The sequence below is a fragment of the Paenimyroides viscosum genome, assembly GCF_003858535.1.
GTDB lineage: Bacteria > Bacteroidota > Bacteroidia > Flavobacteriales > Flavobacteriaceae > Flavobacterium > Flavobacterium viscosum.
Map to the genome: position 1 here is coordinate 1 of NZ_RQTJ01000037.1, position 17,959 is coordinate 17,959.

Here is a 17,959-nt window from a genome sequence, read left to right on the forward strand (position 1 = left end):
ATGGAAAAATTCTATAAAACAGGTAAAGGACGCGAAATTATAAAGCAATTGATAGCCGAATAGCTTGTGCTCTTATCCGCCACGGCGGACACTGGTTCGAGTCCGGTTCCCGCTACTAGAAAAGCTTCAGAGAAATCTGAAGCTTTTTTTATTTTGATATAGATGGAAGGATTTGTTGTTTATATGGATCAAGCACAAAAGTTGGGGATTATCCAAAAAGATTAGCGGATCAATCGCAAAAGTCAATTCTAATAAAAGGTGTTATTTTAATAATTGAATACAAATTATTAATTGAATCGGGCTTTAGCACGATGATATAAATTGAGTGTGATCAGACTTTAGTCAAAATTTTTCAATAAAAAGAATGATAAAAACAAAAAAGCAGTTCAAAGGAACTGCTTTTAATATTTTGAATGGTTTTTACCAACTTCCGCCAGCACCACCGCCAGAGAAACCTCCACCGCCGAAGCCGCCTCCAAATCCTCCACCGAAGCCACCGCTTCCTGAAGAACCGCCAAAACCGCCACCGCCGCCACGACCAAGACTGCTTAAGATAATAATATCCATTAAGTCGGGTCCACCACGTCTGCCGCGATTATTTCCTTTACCACCACCAGATTTGCTTGCAGCAATTAATATAATAATGACAATTAGTACAATAAAGAAACCGGGTAATCCGCTTCCAGATTCTCTGTTTTCTTGTCGGGTTCCTTTGTAAGTTCCCGAAAAAAGATCCATTAATTTGGTTGTACCGATATCTAATCCGGTATAATAATCACCCTTTTTAAATTCAGGGATAATATAGTTACGAATAATTTCTCCGTTTATACCTGCTGTTAACAAATGTTCTAATCCATATCCTGGAGCAATCCAAAGTTTACGTTCTTTTTCAGCCAAAAGAATAAATACGCCATTGTCTTCTTTTGCTTGACCAATTCCCCATTTATGTGCCCATTTTGGAGCCAATTCTCCTTCGTATTCTCCGTTTAAACTGGGAATAATGGCAACTACAATCTGGGTTGATGTGGTGTCGGCATAACTAATTAGTTTTTGTTCTAATTGCTGTTTTTGGCTAGCCGACAATAGATTGGCGTAATCAAAAACACTTGTTTGTACGCTTGCACTTGCTGGTTTTTCAGGAATATTAAATTGCGCAAGTACTAACAGCGGAAAAAACAGTAATAAAAATGTTGTTATTTTTTTTAATCTATACATTAACCTCGTGAAATTTCGTTTGGTAATTCGTTGATATCATCTTCTCCTTGATAAGGAAAAAAATGTTTTAGTTGTTTGCCTGTATGTAAAATTCCAGAAATTAAACCTTTTTTAAAATGGTTTGTTTTAAATTGATCTACAACCATTTTTTTAGTGGTTTCCCAGAAATCATAAGGTACAACAGCGTCTATTCCATCATCGCCAATAATTGCAAAATGTCGGTCTTTCACGCCTATATAAAACAAAACGCCGTTGCGGGCGCTTGTTTTATGCATATCTAACATTTTAAAAACTTCTTGGGCACGTTCTAATACAGGTAAATCAGAATGTTCTTCTATGTGCACGCGTATCTCACCCGATGTTTCTTTTTCGGCTTTTACAATAGCTGCTACAATTTCCTGTTCTTCGCTGTTGCTTAAAAAATCTTCTGTTAATGACATTGTTTATTATTTAAAGTCAAAACTTACATCTGGGGCATTTTCAGCTCCTTCCGAGGCTTTGAAATATCCTTTTTCTGTAAATCCTAAAATACCAGCTAATAAGTTGTTAGGGAATACTTTTATGTGGTTGTTGTATGGTTTAACGGTTTCGTTAAAACGCGTACGAGCTGTTAAAATTTGATTTTCTGTGCTTACCAATTCGTCTTGTAATTTAATAAAGTTTTGGTTTGCTTTTAAATCAGGATAACGTTCAACAGACACTAATAAACGCGACAATGCATTATTAACACCACTTTGTGCTTGGCTAAATGCAGCTAATTGTTCAGGGGTAATATTTGTAGGATCAATATTAGTTTGTGTTGCTTTAGAACGTGCACTAATTACTGCTTCTAATGTAGATTTTTCAAAATCTGCCGCACCTTTTACTGTGTTAACTAAGTTGCCAATTAAAGAGTTTCTTCTCTCATAAGCAGTTTCAACATTTCCCCAGCTTTCTTTTATATTTTCGTTTAAAGTTACAGCAGTATTATTAATGCCTTTTACCCAAGCATACATACCAATTGCTAAAACCGCGATAATGATTAAAGGAAGAAATTTTTTCATAAATTTTTAAATTAAATTTCGTTTTTAATAATAATTAATTGTTTTTTAATAAGCTCTAATTTTTCGATAATTTCAATTGTGTTTAATGGTGTTTTTTTATTGTTCTTTAAAAAATCTTTGGCACCGTCTAACGTAAATCCCTTTTCTTTTACCAGATGATAAATGGTTTTAAGGTTTTTTAAATCTTCGGGTGTAAACATTCTGTTGCCTTTTGCATTTTTTTTAGGCTTTAATATATCAAACTCCTTTTCCCAAAAGCGTATCAACGAGGTGTTTACAGAGAATGCCTTAGCAATTTCCCCAATACTGTAATATCTTTTTTCAGGTAACTCAATCTGCATTATGTTCAAATTTTGCTTATGCTAATATACAATTTTTCTAATAAGTTTTACTATTGGTAAAAAGTTCCTTTTGAACCACAAAAAATCTTTTAAAAAACACTACTTTTGCAACTTATGTACACTTTTTTAAAGTGTTAGTTTTGAACGATTCATAATTTAGTATATCGAATGAAATCACAAGATATTAGAAAGAAATTTCTTGATTTTTTTGAAAGCAAAGAACATTTAATTGTTCCTTCGGCTCCCATTGTTTTAAAAGACGATCCTACTTTGATGTTTAATAACTCGGGTATGGCGCAGTTTAAAGAATATTTTTTAGGAAATGCCGTTCCAAAATCATCTCGAATTGCCGATACTCAGAAATGTTTACGCGTTTCGGGTAAGCATAACGATTTAGAAGATGTAGGTTTTGATACGTATCACCATACCATGTTCGAAATGTTGGGTAACTGGTCGTTTGGCGATTATTTCAAAAAAGAAGCCATTGCTTGGGCATGGGAATTTTTGACAGAAGAATTAAAAATGGATAAAGACCGATTATATGTGTCGGTTTTTGAAGGAAACGAAGCTGAAAATGTACCGTTTGATCAAGAAGCTTGGGATTTGTGGAAACAATATGTACCGGAAGATCGAATTATTCTTGGAAATAAAAAAGATAATTTCTGGGAAATGGGTGATCAAGGACCGTGTGGACCTTGTTCTGAGATCCATGTTGATTTACGTACTGATGAAGAAAGGGCCGAAGTTTCAGGTCGTTCATTAGTAAATGCCGATCATCCGCAAGTGGTTGAGATTTGGAACAACGTATTTATGGAGTTTAACCGTAAAGCAGATGGATCCTTAGAAAAATTGCCTGCGCAACACGTGGATACTGGAATGGGATTCGAGCGTTTATGTATGGCAATGCAAAACGTGACTTCAAACTACGATACCGATGTATTTACTCCAGTGATTGCTAAAGTAGAAGAAATCACAGGGTTAAAATACACTACAAATGATGTCATTCTGAACGATAGTGAAGAATCTCAAAATAAAATTAACATTGCCATTCGTGTCATTGTAGATCACGTACGTGCAGTAGCTTTCGCTATTGCCGATGGTCAGTTGCCATCAAATAACGGAGCAGGTTACGTCATTCGTCGTATTTTACGTCGTGCCATTCGTTACGGATTTACGTTCTTAGGCACAAAAGAGCCGTTTATCTATCAGTTGGTTGATGTATTATCAACTCAAATGGGTGCATTTTTTCCAGAAATTGTATCTCAAAAAGAGTTGGTGAAAAATGTGATTAAAGAAGAAGAAGCATCTTTCTTACGTACGTTGGATCAAGGGTTACATTTATTAGATACTGTGATCGAAAAAACTGAAGGTAAAGTTGTAGACGGAGCCAAAGCGTTCGAATTATACGATACATTCGGTTTCCCAATCGACTTAACCGCTTTGATTTTACGTGAAAAAGGTTACGATTTAGACGAAGCAGGATTTGATGCTGCGATGAAAGCACAAAAAGATCGTTCTCGTGCAGCTTCAGAAGTTTCTAAAGACGACTGGAATGTATTAATCGAAGGAAATGTTGAAACGTTTGAAGGATACGATAAAGTGGAGAATGATGTAAAAATCACTCGTATTCGTAAAGTAGAATCAAAAAAAGACGGAACATTATATCAAATTGTTTTAGATCACACGCCGTTCTATCCAGAAGGTGGAGGTCAGGTAGGAGACAAAGGAGTTTTAGTTTCGGCTAATGAATCGATTGAAATCATCGATACAAAAAAAGAAAACAACTTAATTCTACATTTCACGAAACAATTGCCAGAAAATTTAGAAGCTACATTTGTTGCTAAAGTAAACACAGATTTACGCAATAAATCTTCTAAAAACCACTCGGCAACACACTTGTTACACCAAGCGTTACGTACAATTTTAGGAACTCACGTAGAACAAAAAGGTTCGTTAGTGGCTCCAAATTATTTACGTTTCGATTTTTCTCACTTTGCAAAAGTAACTGAAGATGAATTACAACAAGTAGAAGCTTTTGTAAATGAACGTATTGCGGAACAATTGCCATTAATCGAACGCAGAGCTATTCCGTTTAATCAAGCGGTTGAAGAAGGTGCTATGGCTTTATTCGGTGAAAAATACGGTGATGTAGTTCGTGCGATTAAGTTTGGTGAATCTATGGAATTATGTGGAGGAATCCACGTTCAAAATACAGCCGATATTTGGTCGTTTAAAATTGTATCTGAAAGTGCAGTTGCGGCAGGTATTCGTCGTATTGAAGCGATTTCTGGTGATGCCGTTCGTGCGTTTTACCAAAACCAAGAAACTACATTAAAAGATATTAAAGAGGCATTAAAAAATCCTCAAGATACCATGAAAGCGGTACATTCTTTACAAGACGAAAACGCAAAATTGAAAAAACAAGTCGAGCAATTATTGAAAGAGAAAGCAAAAAACTTAAAAGGTGATTTGTTGGCTCAAGTAGAAGAAATCAATGGCGTGAAATTCTTAGCAAAACAAGTAGATTTAGATGCTACGGGGGCGAAAGATTTAGCTTACGAAATTGGTGGAACAGCAGAAAACTTCTTTATTTTGTTTGGAACAGTAAACGAAGGTAAACCAATGCTTACTGCGTATGTTTCTAAAGAAATCGTTGAAAGCAAAGGATTAAATGCCGGGCAAATTGTTCGTGAGTTAGGAAAACACATCCAAGGTGGTGGTGGTGGACAAGCGTTCTTTGCTACAGCCGGAGGTAAAAATCCTGATGGTATGGCAGATGCAATTGCAAATGCAGTAAACTTTGTAAAATAATCTTGTATTATATATAGAAAACGCAACTCTTTCAAGTTGCGTTTTTGTTTTAGTAAAATTTGATCTCATAAATATAGTAATGATCTAATCCAAAATCACATACCATTGCTCGTGCTTGTCTTTTGCAGCGTTAAAATCACAATCTCTATAAGTATTATCATCTATTTTGACAGGTTTTATAATTCCCGCAAATAAATAAGTTTGGTTCAATTGAAATTTTTGAGCCAGATTGATAAATATTTTAAATGAATATTTATCATTTTCTTGAACGTTAAAATTTCTCATCATATTGATACTGTTGTAAAAACGCATCATAGTTTTGTAATTTTCAGAATTTGTATATTTCGATAATAGACGAACTGAAATTTTATTACTCAGAAATTGTTCAGGTATGTTTTTGGTGTCAAAATAGATTTTCTCTTGATTCAGTTTTCCTTTAACAAATTCTTTTTCTATGATTTGAAATGCAACTTCTTTTTCTTCATCCGATACGAAATCAAAATTATAATATACGATGTTTTCAAAAGATTTTAAATCGTTTTCAAAAGTGGTTTCATTTTCCATTTTTGATTCAATACGAATCTCTTGGGCTTGTATCCAAAGGGGAAATAAAAGTACATAGAATAGATGTTTCATACTTGGTTGTTTAGTTTAATAACGTTATTTATCTGATTTATATTATGTACAAAGGAATAATTATGTTTTTATTTTAGATGTGTATTTTGTAACTTTATAATAAAAGCTAAGTGTTATGAGATATGTAGTTATTGTAGCGTACCGTGTTTTTCCTACACAACGCGAAATGTTTTTTAATTTGGTAACAAAAGAAGCCGATGCCTTGGTACAAAACGAATTGGGAACCTTGCATGTGACCAATATGTTAGATCAAACCGATTTAAATAAGTTTTTAAACTTGAAAATATTTGAATCTCAAGAAGCTTACGAAGAACATAAAAAAGGTGCAATTTTAAAAGCCTTTTTAAAGGAAGTCGATGAATTGTTAATAGAAGGTCCAACAGTGATTTTTGAAGGAATTCACATGTATTCGTGCGATGATTATACTTTAGAACAAAAAAGTGGCGAAGATATGAGCGCATATTTTCGTAGATAAGCTGTATTTTTGTAAAAACAACAACATGCAGCTACAAACCATTGTTCCTATAAAGTCATTAGAAAATAAAATCAATTATCACTCCAGAATTGTAAGTGTAGGTAGTTGTTTTGCGGTTAATATGGCAGAACGCTTTCGGCAGTTTCAATTTCAAAATTCCGTCAATCCTTTTGGGATTTTATTTCATCCGGTTGCTATTGCCAACTTGATTGATTTTGCTTTGAACGATAAAACGTTTACAGATGAAGATGTTTTTTTACATAACGAAATTTGGAGTAGTTTCGATGCACATTCCGATCTGAATGAATTGGAACAAGAAGATATTATTGAAACTCTAAACGGTAAAATACTTCAGTTTAAACAAGCAGTTCAAACAGCAACTCATTTTGTGCTTACATTTGGTACGGCGTGGGTGTATCGACATATCGAAAAAAATCAGTTGGTAGCAAATTGTCACAAAATTCCTCAAAAACAATTCAACAAAGAACTATTATCGGTAGTAGAATGTCAAGAAGCGATGGATGCGATTGAAAAAGGTATCCGACGTTTAAATCCTACCATTCAAATCATTTATACCCTATCTCCAGTGCGCCATATTAAAGATGGTTTTGTAGAAAATCAACGCAGCAAAGCACATTTAATTGCGGCATTGCACGGACATTTAGAAAATAATCAGAACAATAATTACTATTTTCCGTCGTATGAATTGGTAATGGATGAATTAAGAGATTACCGTTTTTATGGCAAAGATTTACTTCATCCGAACGAATTGGCAATTGATTATATTTGGAATAAATTTGTAGAACATGCGGTTGATGCAAATGCGATTGACACAATGAAATTGGTAGATGAGGTACAGAAAGGTTTAGCACATCGTTCATTCAATCCGTATAGCGAAGCACATCAACAGTTTTTAGATAAATTGGCGCAAAAATTAGATGTGTTGTTAGAACAATATCCATTTATGAATTTCAGATAGTATGAAAAGAATTTTAATAATAGCCCTGATTTGTATTTTGATAGGAAGTGGGTTCACGTATTTTATCATGAAAAAAAGTTCTGATAAAAATCAGGTATTGCCCGATACGGAATTAATTGCTCTACAAATGAAAAATGTAAGCAAACTGGTGGTTAACGAAGCTAAGATTTCACAGATATACAATTATAAAGACGAAAAGTCGTTTATGAATTTAATGAGTTTTGATAAAAAAGCCTTGGTGGTTGTAAATGCCGATGTACAAATTATGTACGATTTATCGAAATTGGAATATGTGGTTGACGAATCAACTAAAACTCTGAAAATTACTCATATTCCAAAAGAAGAAATTAAAATTAATCCCGATATTAAAATTTACGATGTGGAGGAATCTCGGTTCAACGCCTTTAAAGGTAACGATTACAACAATATTCAAGAAAATGTAAAAAAACAGTTTTATGATAAAGTCGAAAAATCAAACCTACAAGCAAATGCGCAAAACCGTTTGGTAAGTGAGCTAAGTAAGTTTTTGGTTGTAACCCAGTCTTTAGGCTGGACGCTGCAATACCAAGACGCAGTAGTTGTACAAAGCAACGATTTTAATAACTTGTTACAATTGTAATATTGCTTTTTAGTATTTTCTATTTAGTACCTTTAATATAACAACTGGAATATTTTAGTGATATATTAAAATAAATATGTTAATTTTTTAACAGCGATGTTTTTTTTTTATACTTTAGGGGTTTAATTACAAAAACTAAAACAATTTAATATGAAAATTAATAAATTACTATTTTTTCTACTGGCAGTGATTAGTTTAAATTCTTGTGTAGAATATGTAAACAACGGCACAATGCCTGATGGTCCTGAAAAACCAGAAGAACAAAAATACACTGCAGAACAAGCTAATCCGGAAGATGCTAAATACATAGGCGATGTGTTTGAATTTAAAGCAATGTTAAACGGTGTAGATGTAACTGCTTCTACAAAGTTTAGAGTAAATGGTACAAATATTTCAGGTAAGACGTATACACCAGCTAAACTTGGCGATCACTCTGTAATTGCCACTATGGATAATTTAACCGCTAACTTTAAATTTAAAGTTTTAGAAAAAGAAGAAGAAGAACCGGAACCAACAGGTAATAGAATTGATTATAATGGTGTTTCAAATCCTTTAAATACTACACTTTTTGTGTTAAACGGAGTTATCGATCAACAATCAGGTAATGTCTCAATACCTAATTTAACTATGCCTGATGGTACAACTCCAGCACTTAATTGGGTTATGGTTAGTTTTGATGGGACGTCTTATGCTAATGCGAAACATATTTATTATCTAGATGTTTTAGTTCCAAGAAATGGAAATAATATGGTGTTCCCGTTCCAAGCTCCTCAAATTGCAATTCAAGAGGGATTTGTTGAAATTAATGGGACAGCACCATTTACTATTACAAATATGACAATGGCTTTTGCTGGAACTGGTAATGCTGTACCTGTAGGGAACCCTAACCCGAAACCAGGAACAGCTAATTATACAAGTGAGGCTACTGGTGATAATAGTGGAGAATTAGCAAAGTTATTTTGGAATGGTGAATATTCATTTGATATACAAGATTTAGGGGCAAAACCTAAAGGGAAAAATGTTAAAAATTTAAAAATAAATAATAATACAATTTTTCAAGTCAAAAACTTAAAACTTAAAAAATAATTAAAGTTTAAAATTTAATTTATAGAAACGCTGCTGTAACAAGCAGCGTTTTTTTATGGAGCTAAAGAAAAAGTAGCTAAAACAAAATCCTCTGCAAATAAGCAGAGGGTTTTGTTATTATTAAGCACAAAAGTAGTTTAAACAAACTCAACTACTTTTTCTTCGTTTTCTGTAACCACTTTGGTTAGGTTGTATGATGCTAAAGCTTTCATGGCTTTGTCCCATTTTTTACCGCTTAATGCTGCTTGTTCTTTTAATGCAGCTAATGCCATTTTATTTTCGTTTTTCTCTAAAATAGAAACAATGATTTTTTCGTCATCAGTTAACTCATAAGTTGGAGCTGCTTTTTCTGGGCGCATTTGTGGGAAGAATAACACTTCTTGTATTGATGGGTTATTGGTTAAAAACATAATCAATCGATCCATTCCAATTCCTAAACCTCCTGTTGGGGGCATGCCAAATTCCAATGCACGCAAGAAATCTTCATCAATAAATTGTCCGGCTTCATCATCTCCTTTTTCCGATAATTTCAACTGATCTTCAAAACGATCACGCTGATCAATAGGGTCGTTTAATTCAGAATACGAATTTGCAATCTCTTTACCACAAACCATCAATTCAAAACGCTCTGTTAATTCTGGATTGTCACGGTGTTCTTTGGTAAGTGGCGACATTTCTTTAGGATAATCAGTGATAAATGTAGGCTGAATGTAATTTCCTTCGCATTTTTCGCCGAAAATTTCATCAATCAATTTTCCTTTGCCCATAGTATCATCAACCGCAATCCCCATGCTTTTAGCAGCTTCGCGAATTTCATCTTCCGTTTTTCCATCAATATCAAAACCGGTGAAATCAATAATCGCCTGACGCATCGTTACACGTTGGTATGGTGCTTTAAAACTAATTTTATGTTCGCCAAAAGTAGCCTCGCTTGTTCCGTTAACCGCAATGGCACAATGCTCTAACAATTGCTCGGTAAACTCCATCATCCAGTTGTAATCTTTATAGGCAACGTAAATTTCCATTGCTGTAAATTCTGGATTGTGCGTTCTGTCCATTCCTTCGTTACGGAAATTTTTAGAAAACTCGTAAACCCCTTCAAATCCACCAACAATCAAACGTTTTAAGTACAATTCGTTTGCAATACGCATGTACAACGGAATGTCTAAAGCATTATGGTGCGTAATAAACGGTCGAGCCGCTGCACCACCTGGAATAGACTGTAAAACAGGAGTATCAACTTCTAAATACCCACGGTCGTTAAAAAACGATCGCATGGCATTGTATAATTTGGTGCGTTTTATAAAAATTTCTTTGTTTAACGGATTAACGATTAAATCTACATAACGCATACGGTAGCGCAATTCTGGATCGGTAAAAGCGTCAAACACATTTCCTTCGTCATTGGTTTTTGGTAATGGCAAAGGACGTAAAGTTTTAGAAAGAATCGAAAATTTTTCTACACGAATACATTTTGCACCCACTTGTGTAGTAAATAATTCACCTTCAATTCCAATAAAATCGCCTAAATCAGTTAATTTTTTAAAAACGGTGTTGTACAATGTTTTGTCATCGCCTGTACAAATAACATCACGGTTTAAATATAATTGAATTCTACCTTCCTGATCTTGAATTTCGGCAAAACTGGCTTTACCCTGATCGCGTACACTCATTAATCTGCCGGCAGTCACAACCTTCTTTCCTTCTTCAAAAGTTTCCTTAATCTGCTTCGATGAATGATCTACCGGAAACAAATTAGCGGGATAAGGATTGATGCCAAGTTCACGTAACTTGCCCAATTTTTCTCTTCTGATGATTTCTTGTTCTGAAAGTTGCATAAAATTTATATTTTCTTTATTTAACCTGCAAAATTAACTATTTTTTAGTTCGTTGATCTATTTTGTTTGAATATTTTTAAATACAACATTGTTTTTAATTGACTAAATTTGTAAGAATATTAATTAATTGAAAAACTATGAGTTTTTGGAGGGTTTTATTAGCCATATTTTTACCGCCTTTTGCTGTATTCGATAAAGGTTGTGGATCGATATTGATTGTATTGCTGCTTACATTGGCAGGATGGGTTCCAGGAGTTATTGGTGCTTTGGTAATATTAAACAATCCTAAATACAAATAGGTAAACACAATAAAATGAATAAAAAAGTTCAAATAAAAGATTTAGGCTTAAAAGATTATAAAGAAACCTGGGATTATCAGGAAGAATTATTTCAAGGGATTTTAAGTATAAAATCACAAAATCGAAAAGACGAAGCAAATGCAAAAGAAACACCTAATTATTTTTTGTTTGTAGAACATCCGCATGTTTATACATTAGGAAAAAGTGGTGATTTTGATAATATGCTTTTGAATGATGAGCAGTTGGCAGCAAAAGGTGCTACGTTTTATAAGATAAATCGGGGTGGAGATATCACGTATCACGGACCCGGTCAAATTGTAGGATATCCGATTTTAGATTTAGATAATTTTTTTACCGATATTCATAAATATTTACGTTTTTTAGAAGATGTAATTATTAGAACATTGGCAGATTATGGTTTGAATGGAATGCGAAGTGAAGGAGAAACCGGCGTTTGGTTAGATGTTGGAACACCCTTTGCCCGAAAAATTTGCGCGTTAGGTGTACGTGCTTCGCGGTGGGTTACTATGCACGGTTTTGCATTGAATGTAAATGCCAATTTGGGCTATTTTGATAATATTATTCCGTGTGGTATTCGTGGAAAAGCAGTAGCTTCTTTAAATGTTGAATTAGGTATAGAAACAGTAAACGAAGAAGAAGTAAAGCAAAAAATCTTGCATTATTTTAAAGAGCTTTTCCAAGCCGAATTTTTATAATATAATAAGGAGTGAATTTTCACTCCTTATCTGTTTAAATCCAAGACCAGTTGTTCTGGTAAAAGCCTGAATGTTTTGCGGTGGTATTTACAGGGGCCGTATTCTAAAATGGCAGCTCGGTGTTTTTTAGTTGGGTAACCCATATTGGTATCCCAGCCGTACATTGGAAATTCTTCGTGCAGTTGCAGCATATATTCATCACGATACGTTTTCGCTAAAATAGAAGCCGCCGCAATACTTAAATATTTACTATCTCCTTTAATAATTGTTTGGTGCGGAACTTGCTTATAAGGTTTAAATCGGTTTCCATCAACAATAATAAATTCAGGTTCAAAGCTTAAAATAGAAATAGCTTTGTGCATAGCTTCAATAGAAGCGTTTAAAATATTTATTTCATCAATAGTATTCTCATGCACTTGCGCAATACTAAATAAGTTGTTGTGTTCTTCAATAAAAGAACGCAAATTTTTCCTTGAACCAATCGACAGTTTTTTAGAATCGTTAATCAGTTCGTTTTCCAATTTATCGTTAATAAGAATAGCTGCAGCAGTAACAGGACCGGCCAAGCAGCCTCTGCCAGCTTCGTCTGTACCAATCTCTATTAATAGGTTGCTATATGATTTTAATAACATAACAAAATGTTAAATAATGTAATAATTTAATAAAAAAATAAAAATCAAAACAAATTTACATAAATTTGATATCTTAAATGTACTATGATTTAATTTTAAATAAAATGAAAAATAAAATTACAAAGTTGTTCTTAGCTTTATTAGCATTATCTTTTGGAAATGCTCATGCACAAGTTCAAAATAGACCAGTTGATGAAATTCAACCCATGTCTGATAAAATACGTAAAGCCACTAACTTCGAATTTCTAGAACAATTTGCTAAAGAAAAAGAAGCAGAATATCAGAAGGCAGTTAAAGTTGCGACTGAATTAAATATGCCTATTCGCAAAATAGAAGATGGAAGAGTAGTGATGCTTATGGGGTATGATGAAGAGTCGAAACAATTATTATATGGGACTACACATAATAACTCTACTACAGGCAGTTCGCTACAAACGGCAAATGCAAAGCCATTACATACCGATGGTATTCGTGGTGCTGGTATGAATGTTGGAGTGTGGGATGGAGGGATAGCTGTGGCTTCTCACTTGGCTTTCTCATCTGGAAGATATATAGCAAAGCAAAGTACTCCTGTTGATGATCATGCAGCACACGTTGCGGGTACTGTGGGCGCTGGTAGTTTTACAGGTGGTGCTGATGTGATGGGATTTGCAACACAAGCGCGTATTTATGGCTGGGATTATAGTAATGATATTTCAGAAATGACTACTGCAGCTAACAATACTTCTGATCCAATTTATGTTTCAAATCATTCGTATGGTTATGATTATGTAGGTAATAATGGTCCTGTGTCAATACTTGGGCAATATAGTGCTAAAACGAGAGAATATGATCAATTAGCTTATAATGCACCATATTATACAATAGTAACTTCAGCAGGAAACAGCCGTGGTGATGGCCGAATTCCACAAAAAACCGGAGGTAAAGATTTGCTTTCTTGGGCTGCATCAGCAAAAAATACAATTGTAGTTGCTGCAACTAATGGTACAGAGAATTTTACAGGAATAACTGGACCTTCATCTGTAAATACTATTGGTGGTGTGGCACCATTTATTGCTGGATTTAGTAGTTACGGACCTACCGATGATTTTAGAATTAAGCCAGATATTGCTGCAAAAGGAGTTAATGTAAAGTCGGTTGGTATAAATGGATTAACGTCTACAGCAGTAATGAGTGGAACATCAATGTCATCACCAGCTGTAACAGGTGTAGTTACGTTATGGCAAGGTTATTATAAACAAGTAAATACTGATTATATGAGATCAGCATCAGTTCGTGCATTAATGGCACACACAGCAAGAGAAGCGGGACCTGCTGCAGGACCTGATTTTATGTTTGGTTGGGGGTTAATAGATGCAGATAAAGGAAGGCAAGTTATTGATCAAGCCAAAGCAGAAACAGCGTTGTTTAGAGAATTAGAATTACCTAATGGGGCAACGTTTGAATATGAGTTTTCTTATGACGGTGTAGCTCCTTTAGTTGCTACTATTGCTTGGACTGACCCTGCAGGGACAGTTACAACACAAACTGATCTAAATATAAAAAAATTGGTAAATGATTTAGATTTAAGATTAATAAATACCGATACCAATGTTACTTATTATCCATGGTCTTTAGTGCAACAATGGGCAATAGTACCAAGTTCAACTAGTATTGCTGTAAACACTGTAGATAATGCGCGTGATAATATTGAAAAAATTGAACCGCAATCTGCAGTTGCAGGTAATTATAAAATTGTGGTAAATCACAAAGGGGCGTTACAAGGAGGTAATCAACATTATACATTGATAATTTCTGGTGCGGGTGGGACAATGCCTGCTACTGATGGAAAAGCGTCAGCAGAAAATATTATATTACAAAATTTAAATATATATCCAAATCCTACAGATTCTTACCTTAATATTAATGGTGATTTAGAAACTTTAATGAACGCTAGTGCACAAATATTTGATATTAGTGGAAAAAAAGTGCAAGATGTGAATTTAAATTTTAGTTCAAATAACGCTACAATTGATGTGTCTTCCTTAAGAACGGGGACTTATATCCTAACGCTGTCAAAAGGCGAAGCGAAAAAAAGTTATAAATTTATAAAAAAGTAATTTTTTAATAAACTAGAAGAAGAGAATTGTGAAAGCAATTCTCTTTTTTTATATGTTAAAAATTTGTTATTATATAAAAAAGGTTTAGTTTTGTACTTAAACTAATTCAAATTAAATTAATATGAGATCAAAGTTTACTTGGATTTTAACTCTATTCTTTGCTCTGATTATGCAAGTAGGTTTTGCACAGCCAGGAAAGCAAGTGACAGGAGTTGTAAAAACACAAGAAGGTGACCCTATTCCTGGGGCAACTGTTATGTTGGTAGGTACTAATCAGGGTACAGATACTGACGAAGAAGGAAAATATATATTAAACCTAAAAAAAGGCGACCGAATTAAAGTCGTTTACGAAGGTTTTAAGCCTACAACAGTAACTGTTTCAGATGCTGGTGTATTAAACGTAACATTAGTAGAGGATGATTCGTATTTAGACGAAGTAGTTGTTGATACTTACAGAACAACTACTAAAAAAGAAAATGCAACTTCAGTTTCCTCGGTAACTTCTAAAACAATTGAAGGACGACCAAATGCATCAATTATGCAAACATTACAAGGTCAGGTTCCTGGCTTGAATATCATGACAGGTTCAGGTCAACCGGGAGCTAGTAGTCAGGTAACTTTACGTGGGCTAGGTTCTATTAACGGATCTACAGAGCCTTTGTATATTATTGATGGGGTGCCAATGTCTTCAAGTCGTTTTCGTTCGTTAAACCCTAATGAAATCGATCGTGTTGATATCTTAAAAGATGCGGGTGCAACAGCAATTTATGGTAACCGCGGTGCTAATGGTGTAATTGTAATTACAACTAAAAGAGGTTCGTTTGATTCTGATTTAAGTATTAGATATATCGGTACAACAGGTGTTTCTTCTATTCAAAGAAATCAGTTTAACTTAATGAATACGGCAGAATATGATGATTTCGTACGTACAGCAAGAGGTTACTATCCTAGTGTAGGTGCTAATCTTACACCAGCACAAAGAGCGATTGATACAAAATGGACTGATGTGTTTTTTAACGAAGCTATAAGTCAGGCGCATACTGTAACTTTCAGTGCAGGTTCTAAAAATCTTTCTACATTTACATCTGTAGGCTATTCTGAATTTGGTGGAATTTTGAAGGGTACGGACTTAAAACGTTTCAACGTAAGATCTAATTTAGACGGTAAGAATAATTCAGGTCGTTTAACCTACGGTACTACTTTCAATGCTAACTATTCTGTGTCCAATATGGAAAATGCAGCTGGTACAAATGCGGTAAATAACAATTATTTCTTAGGGGCATTTCAATCATTACCATATTTATCTCCAAATTCTTACCAGAATGGTAGACAATTGTACGATTTGTATGATGCTGAGAGGATTGGTATTTCGGATGGTATGCCATTATTTTTGTTAGATAGAAGAAATACAACAGGCTTTGGACAAAACGAATTTAAAATGTTAGTAAACGGTAATGTTGCTTACAAATTATCTGACCATTTTAAAATAGCTAACCAAACAGGTGTAGATTACCAAACTATTAATCAAAATAGCTGGACTAGATATGATGCGTTTAACGAATACCTATTTGGTATTCCACAAAACAGAGAGTTTTTAGGACGTGTAGGAGATATTTTTGAAGAGCGTATGGTTTTCAATACTAATACAAACTTACGTTACGAAAATACATTCAACGATGTACACAAAGTTTCTGCTGGAGTTTTCTTAGAATACTTGAAAGCACACTTTAGATCAAGAAGTATTAATAAACAAGGTTTTGACCCAATATTTTGGTCTGATGGTGGAACTACAGGTTGGATTGGTAGTGCAGTAAACTACCAGTTATACGCACCTACTGCTGGATTATCAAGAAGTGACGCTGGTTTATTCTCATATTTTGGAACAGCTAGTTACGATTATGCAGGACGATATGGAGTTGATGCAACTATACGTCGCGATGCTTCTTTCCGTTTTACTGATGATAACCGTTGGGGAACTTTCTGGTCTGTGTCTGCAAGATGGAATATTGACAGTGAAAAATTCATGGAGAATTCAGTTTTCAATAATTTAAAATTAAGAGGATCTTATGGATCTGCAGGTAACCAAGATATTACAAATGCTGGACTTTTTGGTGGAGCACACTTATATGATACAAGGTATGCTTCTGGTGTTGGTTACAACCAAGAAACAGGATTAACTATCTCTGGGTTACCTAATAGATCTTTACAATGGGAGGTAATTACACAAGCAAATATTGGATTGGATTTCGGTGTATGGAACGATCGTTTAAGAGGTAGTGTAGATGTTTATAAAAAACAAACTGATGACTTATATTTAGATACGCCAATTTCTGCAATTAATGGTGCTGCTACTATTAATGCAAACTTTGGTTCTATGAAGAATGAGGGTGTAGAGGTAAATATTGCTGGAGATCTTATACGTAACGAAAATACACGTTTAACGATGAGAGTTGTAGGTGCTTATAATAAGAATACTGTAGTTGAAATCCCTAATGAAGGTGGGGAGTATTGGGATGGTAGTTTAGTAGGTTATCGCCAAGGAAGTATGGTAAATGAATTCTTTATGGCTGAATATTTAGGAATCAATCCGGAAAACGGAAATATGACTTTCCGTAGTAAAGACGGTGGTGTTACAGAAGCACCAACTGATGCAGATTACCAATGGTTAGGAAAGTCTTCTATGCCAGTTTATCAAGGTGGTTTTGGTTTAGACTTTGAACATAAAGGATGGTTTTTAACAGCTGATTTTACTTATGCACTTGATGCTTGGAGATATGATAACGAATATTTTTTCTTTACAGCACCAACATTAATAAAACAAAATAACTTGTCTAACGATTTGAGAGATTATTGGACACCAGACAATAGAGACGCTTCGTTCCCTAAATTATCTGGTTCTAATTTTGCTTATGGTGGAGATTCTGATTTCTACTTACAAGATGCATCTTACGTAAGATTAAGATACCTTACAGTAGGATATAACTTTAAAAAACAAGATTTAAACTTCTTAAAATTAACTGGTCTTAGAGTTTATGCACAAGCAGAAAACTTACACACTTGGACTAAATGGAGAGGTTGGGATGCAGAAAGTACAAGAGCCGTTGACTTTGGTCAATACCCAACGCCAAAGACAATTTCTTTTGGTGTAGAAGTTCAATTTTAAAGATAAC

At 34.3% G+C, this 17,959-nt stretch carries 16 protein-coding genes; 9 read left to right on the forward strand and 7 right to left on the reverse strand.

Annotated elements, in window-relative coordinates:
• Window positions 1-420 precede the first annotated feature (420 nt).
• From EG242_RS12875 to EG242_RS12890, 4 genes are read right to left on the reverse strand one after another with little or no spacing between them, the layout of a single operon-like run.
• Window positions 421-1,215, reverse strand: a complete 795-nt coding sequence (locus EG242_RS12875; protein WP_124900270.1) for a TPM domain-containing protein — start codon at window positions 1,213-1,215, stop codon at window positions 421-423.
• Window positions 1,215-1,655, reverse strand: a complete 441-nt coding sequence (locus EG242_RS12880) for a TPM domain-containing protein (protein WP_124900271.1) — start codon at window positions 1,653-1,655, stop codon at window positions 1,215-1,217. Before EG242_RS12880 ends, EG242_RS12875 begins: the two co-directional genes overlap by 1 nt.
• Before the next feature lie 6 nt (window positions 1,656-1,661).
• Window positions 1,662-2,258, reverse strand: a complete 597-nt coding sequence (locus EG242_RS12885; RefSeq protein WP_124900272.1) for a LemA family protein — start codon at window positions 2,256-2,258, stop codon at window positions 1,662-1,664.
• Between the two features lie 11 nt (window positions 2,259-2,269).
• Entirely contained in the window at window positions 2,270-2,599 is a 330-nt protein-coding gene (locus EG242_RS12890; RefSeq protein WP_124900273.1) for a MerR family transcriptional regulator, read from the reverse strand.
• A 168-nt stretch (window positions 2,600-2,767) separates the two neighbouring features.
• Between EG242_RS12890 and alaS the strand changes: the two genes are divergently transcribed.
• Window positions 2,768-5,410, forward strand: coding sequence for an alanine--tRNA ligase (alaS, locus tag EG242_RS12895; protein ID WP_124900274.1), 2,643 nt, complete (start codon window positions 2,768-2,770; stop codon window positions 5,408-5,410).
• 84 nt (window positions 5,411-5,494) lie between these two features.
• Here the strand turns inward: alaS and EG242_RS12900 are convergent, their stop codons facing one another.
• Window positions 5,495-6,046, reverse strand: a complete 552-nt coding sequence (locus EG242_RS12900; protein ID WP_124900275.1) for a hypothetical protein — start codon at window positions 6,044-6,046, stop codon at window positions 5,495-5,497.
• 115 nt (window positions 6,047-6,161) lie between these two features.
• Between EG242_RS12900 and EG242_RS12905 the strand changes: the two genes are divergently transcribed.
• The 4 genes from EG242_RS12905 to EG242_RS12920 all read left to right on the forward strand — a co-directional run bounded on the left by EG242_RS12905 (window position 6,162) and on the right by EG242_RS12920 (window position 9,205).
• Window positions 6,162-6,521 (forward strand): putative quinol monooxygenase, encoded by a 360-nt coding sequence (locus tag EG242_RS12905; RefSeq protein ID WP_124900276.1) that lies wholly within the window; start codon window positions 6,162-6,164, stop codon window positions 6,519-6,521.
• A gap of 25 nt (window positions 6,522-6,546) precedes the next feature.
• Window positions 6,547-7,500, forward strand: coding sequence for a GSCFA domain-containing protein (locus EG242_RS12910; protein WP_124900277.1), 954 nt, complete (start codon window positions 6,547-6,549; stop codon window positions 7,498-7,500).
• Between the two features lies 1 nt (window position 7,501).
• Window positions 7,502-8,119 carry a DUF4230 domain-containing protein gene (locus EG242_RS12915; protein WP_124900278.1) on the forward strand — a complete coding sequence of 206 codons (618 nt, stop codon included), beginning with the start codon at window positions 7,502-7,504 and terminating at the stop codon, window positions 8,117-8,119.
• A 150-nt stretch (window positions 8,120-8,269) separates the two neighbouring features.
• Window positions 8,270-9,205, forward strand: coding sequence for a hypothetical protein (locus tag EG242_RS12920; RefSeq protein WP_124900279.1), 936 nt, complete (start codon window positions 8,270-8,272; stop codon window positions 9,203-9,205).
• Window positions 9,206-9,342: 137 nt separating this feature from the next.
• Here the strand turns inward: EG242_RS12920 and lysS are convergent, their stop codons facing one another.
• Entirely contained in the window at window positions 9,343-11,043 is a 1,701-nt protein-coding gene (gene lysS, locus EG242_RS12925; RefSeq protein ID WP_124900280.1) for a lysine--tRNA ligase, read from the reverse strand.
• A gap of 137 nt (window positions 11,044-11,180) precedes the next feature.
• Here lysS and EG242_RS12930 point away from each other — a divergent pair, with 137 nt between their 5' ends.
• The gene (locus EG242_RS12930) at window positions 11,181-11,342 is read left to right on the forward strand and encodes a YqaE/Pmp3 family membrane protein (RefSeq protein ID WP_124900281.1); all 162 of its coding nucleotides are present in this window, start codon (window positions 11,181-11,183) and stop codon (window positions 11,340-11,342) included.
• Window positions 11,343-11,356: 14 nt separating this feature from the next.
• Window positions 11,357-12,058: a lipoyl(octanoyl) transferase LipB gene (gene lipB / locus EG242_RS12935; protein WP_124900282.1), complete on the forward strand. Its 702-nt coding sequence runs from the start codon at window positions 11,357-11,359 to the stop codon at window positions 12,056-12,058.
• A 26-nt stretch (window positions 12,059-12,084) separates the two neighbouring features.
• Here the strand turns inward: lipB and EG242_RS12940 are convergent, their stop codons facing one another.
• Window positions 12,085-12,690 (reverse strand): ribonuclease HII, encoded by a 606-nt coding sequence (locus EG242_RS12940; RefSeq protein WP_124900283.1) that lies wholly within the window; start codon window positions 12,688-12,690, stop codon window positions 12,085-12,087.
• Between the two features lie 104 nt (window positions 12,691-12,794).
• Here EG242_RS12940 and EG242_RS12945 point away from each other — a divergent pair, with 104 nt between their 5' ends.
• Together EG242_RS12945 and EG242_RS12950 are read left to right on the forward strand one after the other, a co-directional pair.
• A complete protein-coding gene (locus EG242_RS12945; protein ID WP_158608876.1) occupies window positions 12,795-14,789 on the forward strand; it encodes a S8 family serine peptidase in 1,995 nt (664 codons plus the stop codon).
• A 121-nt stretch (window positions 14,790-14,910) separates the two neighbouring features.
• On the forward strand, window positions 14,911-17,952 hold the full coding sequence (locus EG242_RS12950) for a SusC/RagA family TonB-linked outer membrane protein (protein WP_124900285.1): 3,042 nt from the start codon (window positions 14,911-14,913) through the stop codon (window positions 17,950-17,952).
• The last annotated feature ends 7 nt before the right edge of the window (window positions 17,953-17,959 follow it).

Excerpts from the sequence above, each read along its gene's own strand:
- EG242_RS12890 (WP_124900273.1), bottom strand. The coding sequence starts at position 2,599 with ATGCAGATTGAGTTACCTGAAAAAAGATATTACAGTATTGGGGAAATT.
- EG242_RS12940 (WP_124900283.1), bottom strand. The coding sequence starts at position 12,690 with ATGTTATTAAAATCATATAGCAACCTATTAATAGAGATTGGTACAGAC.
- EG242_RS12885 (WP_124900272.1), bottom strand. The coding sequence starts at position 2,258 with ATGAAAAAATTTCTTCCTTTAATCATTATCGCGGTTTTAGCAATTGGT.
- EG242_RS12905 (WP_124900276.1), top strand. The coding sequence starts at position 6,162 with ATGAGATATGTAGTTATTGTAGCGTACCGTGTTTTTCCTACACAACGC.
- lipB (WP_124900282.1), top strand. The coding sequence starts at position 11,357 with ATGAATAAAAAAGTTCAAATAAAAGATTTAGGCTTAAAAGATTATAAA.
- EG242_RS12930 (WP_124900281.1), top strand. The coding sequence starts at position 11,181 with ATGAGTTTTTGGAGGGTTTTATTAGCCATATTTTTACCGCCTTTTGCT.
- EG242_RS12910 (WP_124900277.1), top strand. The coding sequence starts at position 6,547 with ATGCAGCTACAAACCATTGTTCCTATAAAGTCATTAGAAAATAAAATC.
- EG242_RS12950 (WP_124900285.1), top strand. The coding sequence starts at position 14,911 with ATGAGATCAAAGTTTACTTGGATTTTAACTCTATTCTTTGCTCTGATT.
- EG242_RS12945 (WP_158608876.1), top strand. The coding sequence starts at position 12,795 with ATGAAAAATAAAATTACAAAGTTGTTCTTAGCTTTATTAGCATTATCT.
- EG242_RS12900 (WP_124900275.1), bottom strand. The coding sequence starts at position 6,046 with ATGAAACATCTATTCTATGTACTTTTATTTCCCCTTTGGATACAAGCC.
- EG242_RS12920 (WP_124900279.1), top strand. The coding sequence starts at position 8,270 with ATGAAAATTAATAAATTACTATTTTTTCTACTGGCAGTGATTAGTTTA.
- EG242_RS12875 (WP_124900270.1), bottom strand. The coding sequence starts at position 1,215 with ATGTATAGATTAAAAAAAATAACAACATTTTTATTACTGTTTTTTCCG.
- alaS (WP_124900274.1), top strand. The coding sequence starts at position 2,768 with ATGAAATCACAAGATATTAGAAAGAAATTTCTTGATTTTTTTGAAAGC.
- EG242_RS12915 (WP_124900278.1), top strand. The coding sequence starts at position 7,502 with ATGAAAAGAATTTTAATAATAGCCCTGATTTGTATTTTGATAGGAAGT.
- lysS (WP_124900280.1), bottom strand. The coding sequence starts at position 11,043 with ATGCAACTTTCAGAACAAGAAATCATCAGAAGAGAAAAATTGGGCAAG.
- EG242_RS12880 (WP_124900271.1), bottom strand. The coding sequence starts at position 1,655 with ATGTCATTAACAGAAGATTTTTTAAGCAACAGCGAAGAACAGGAAATT.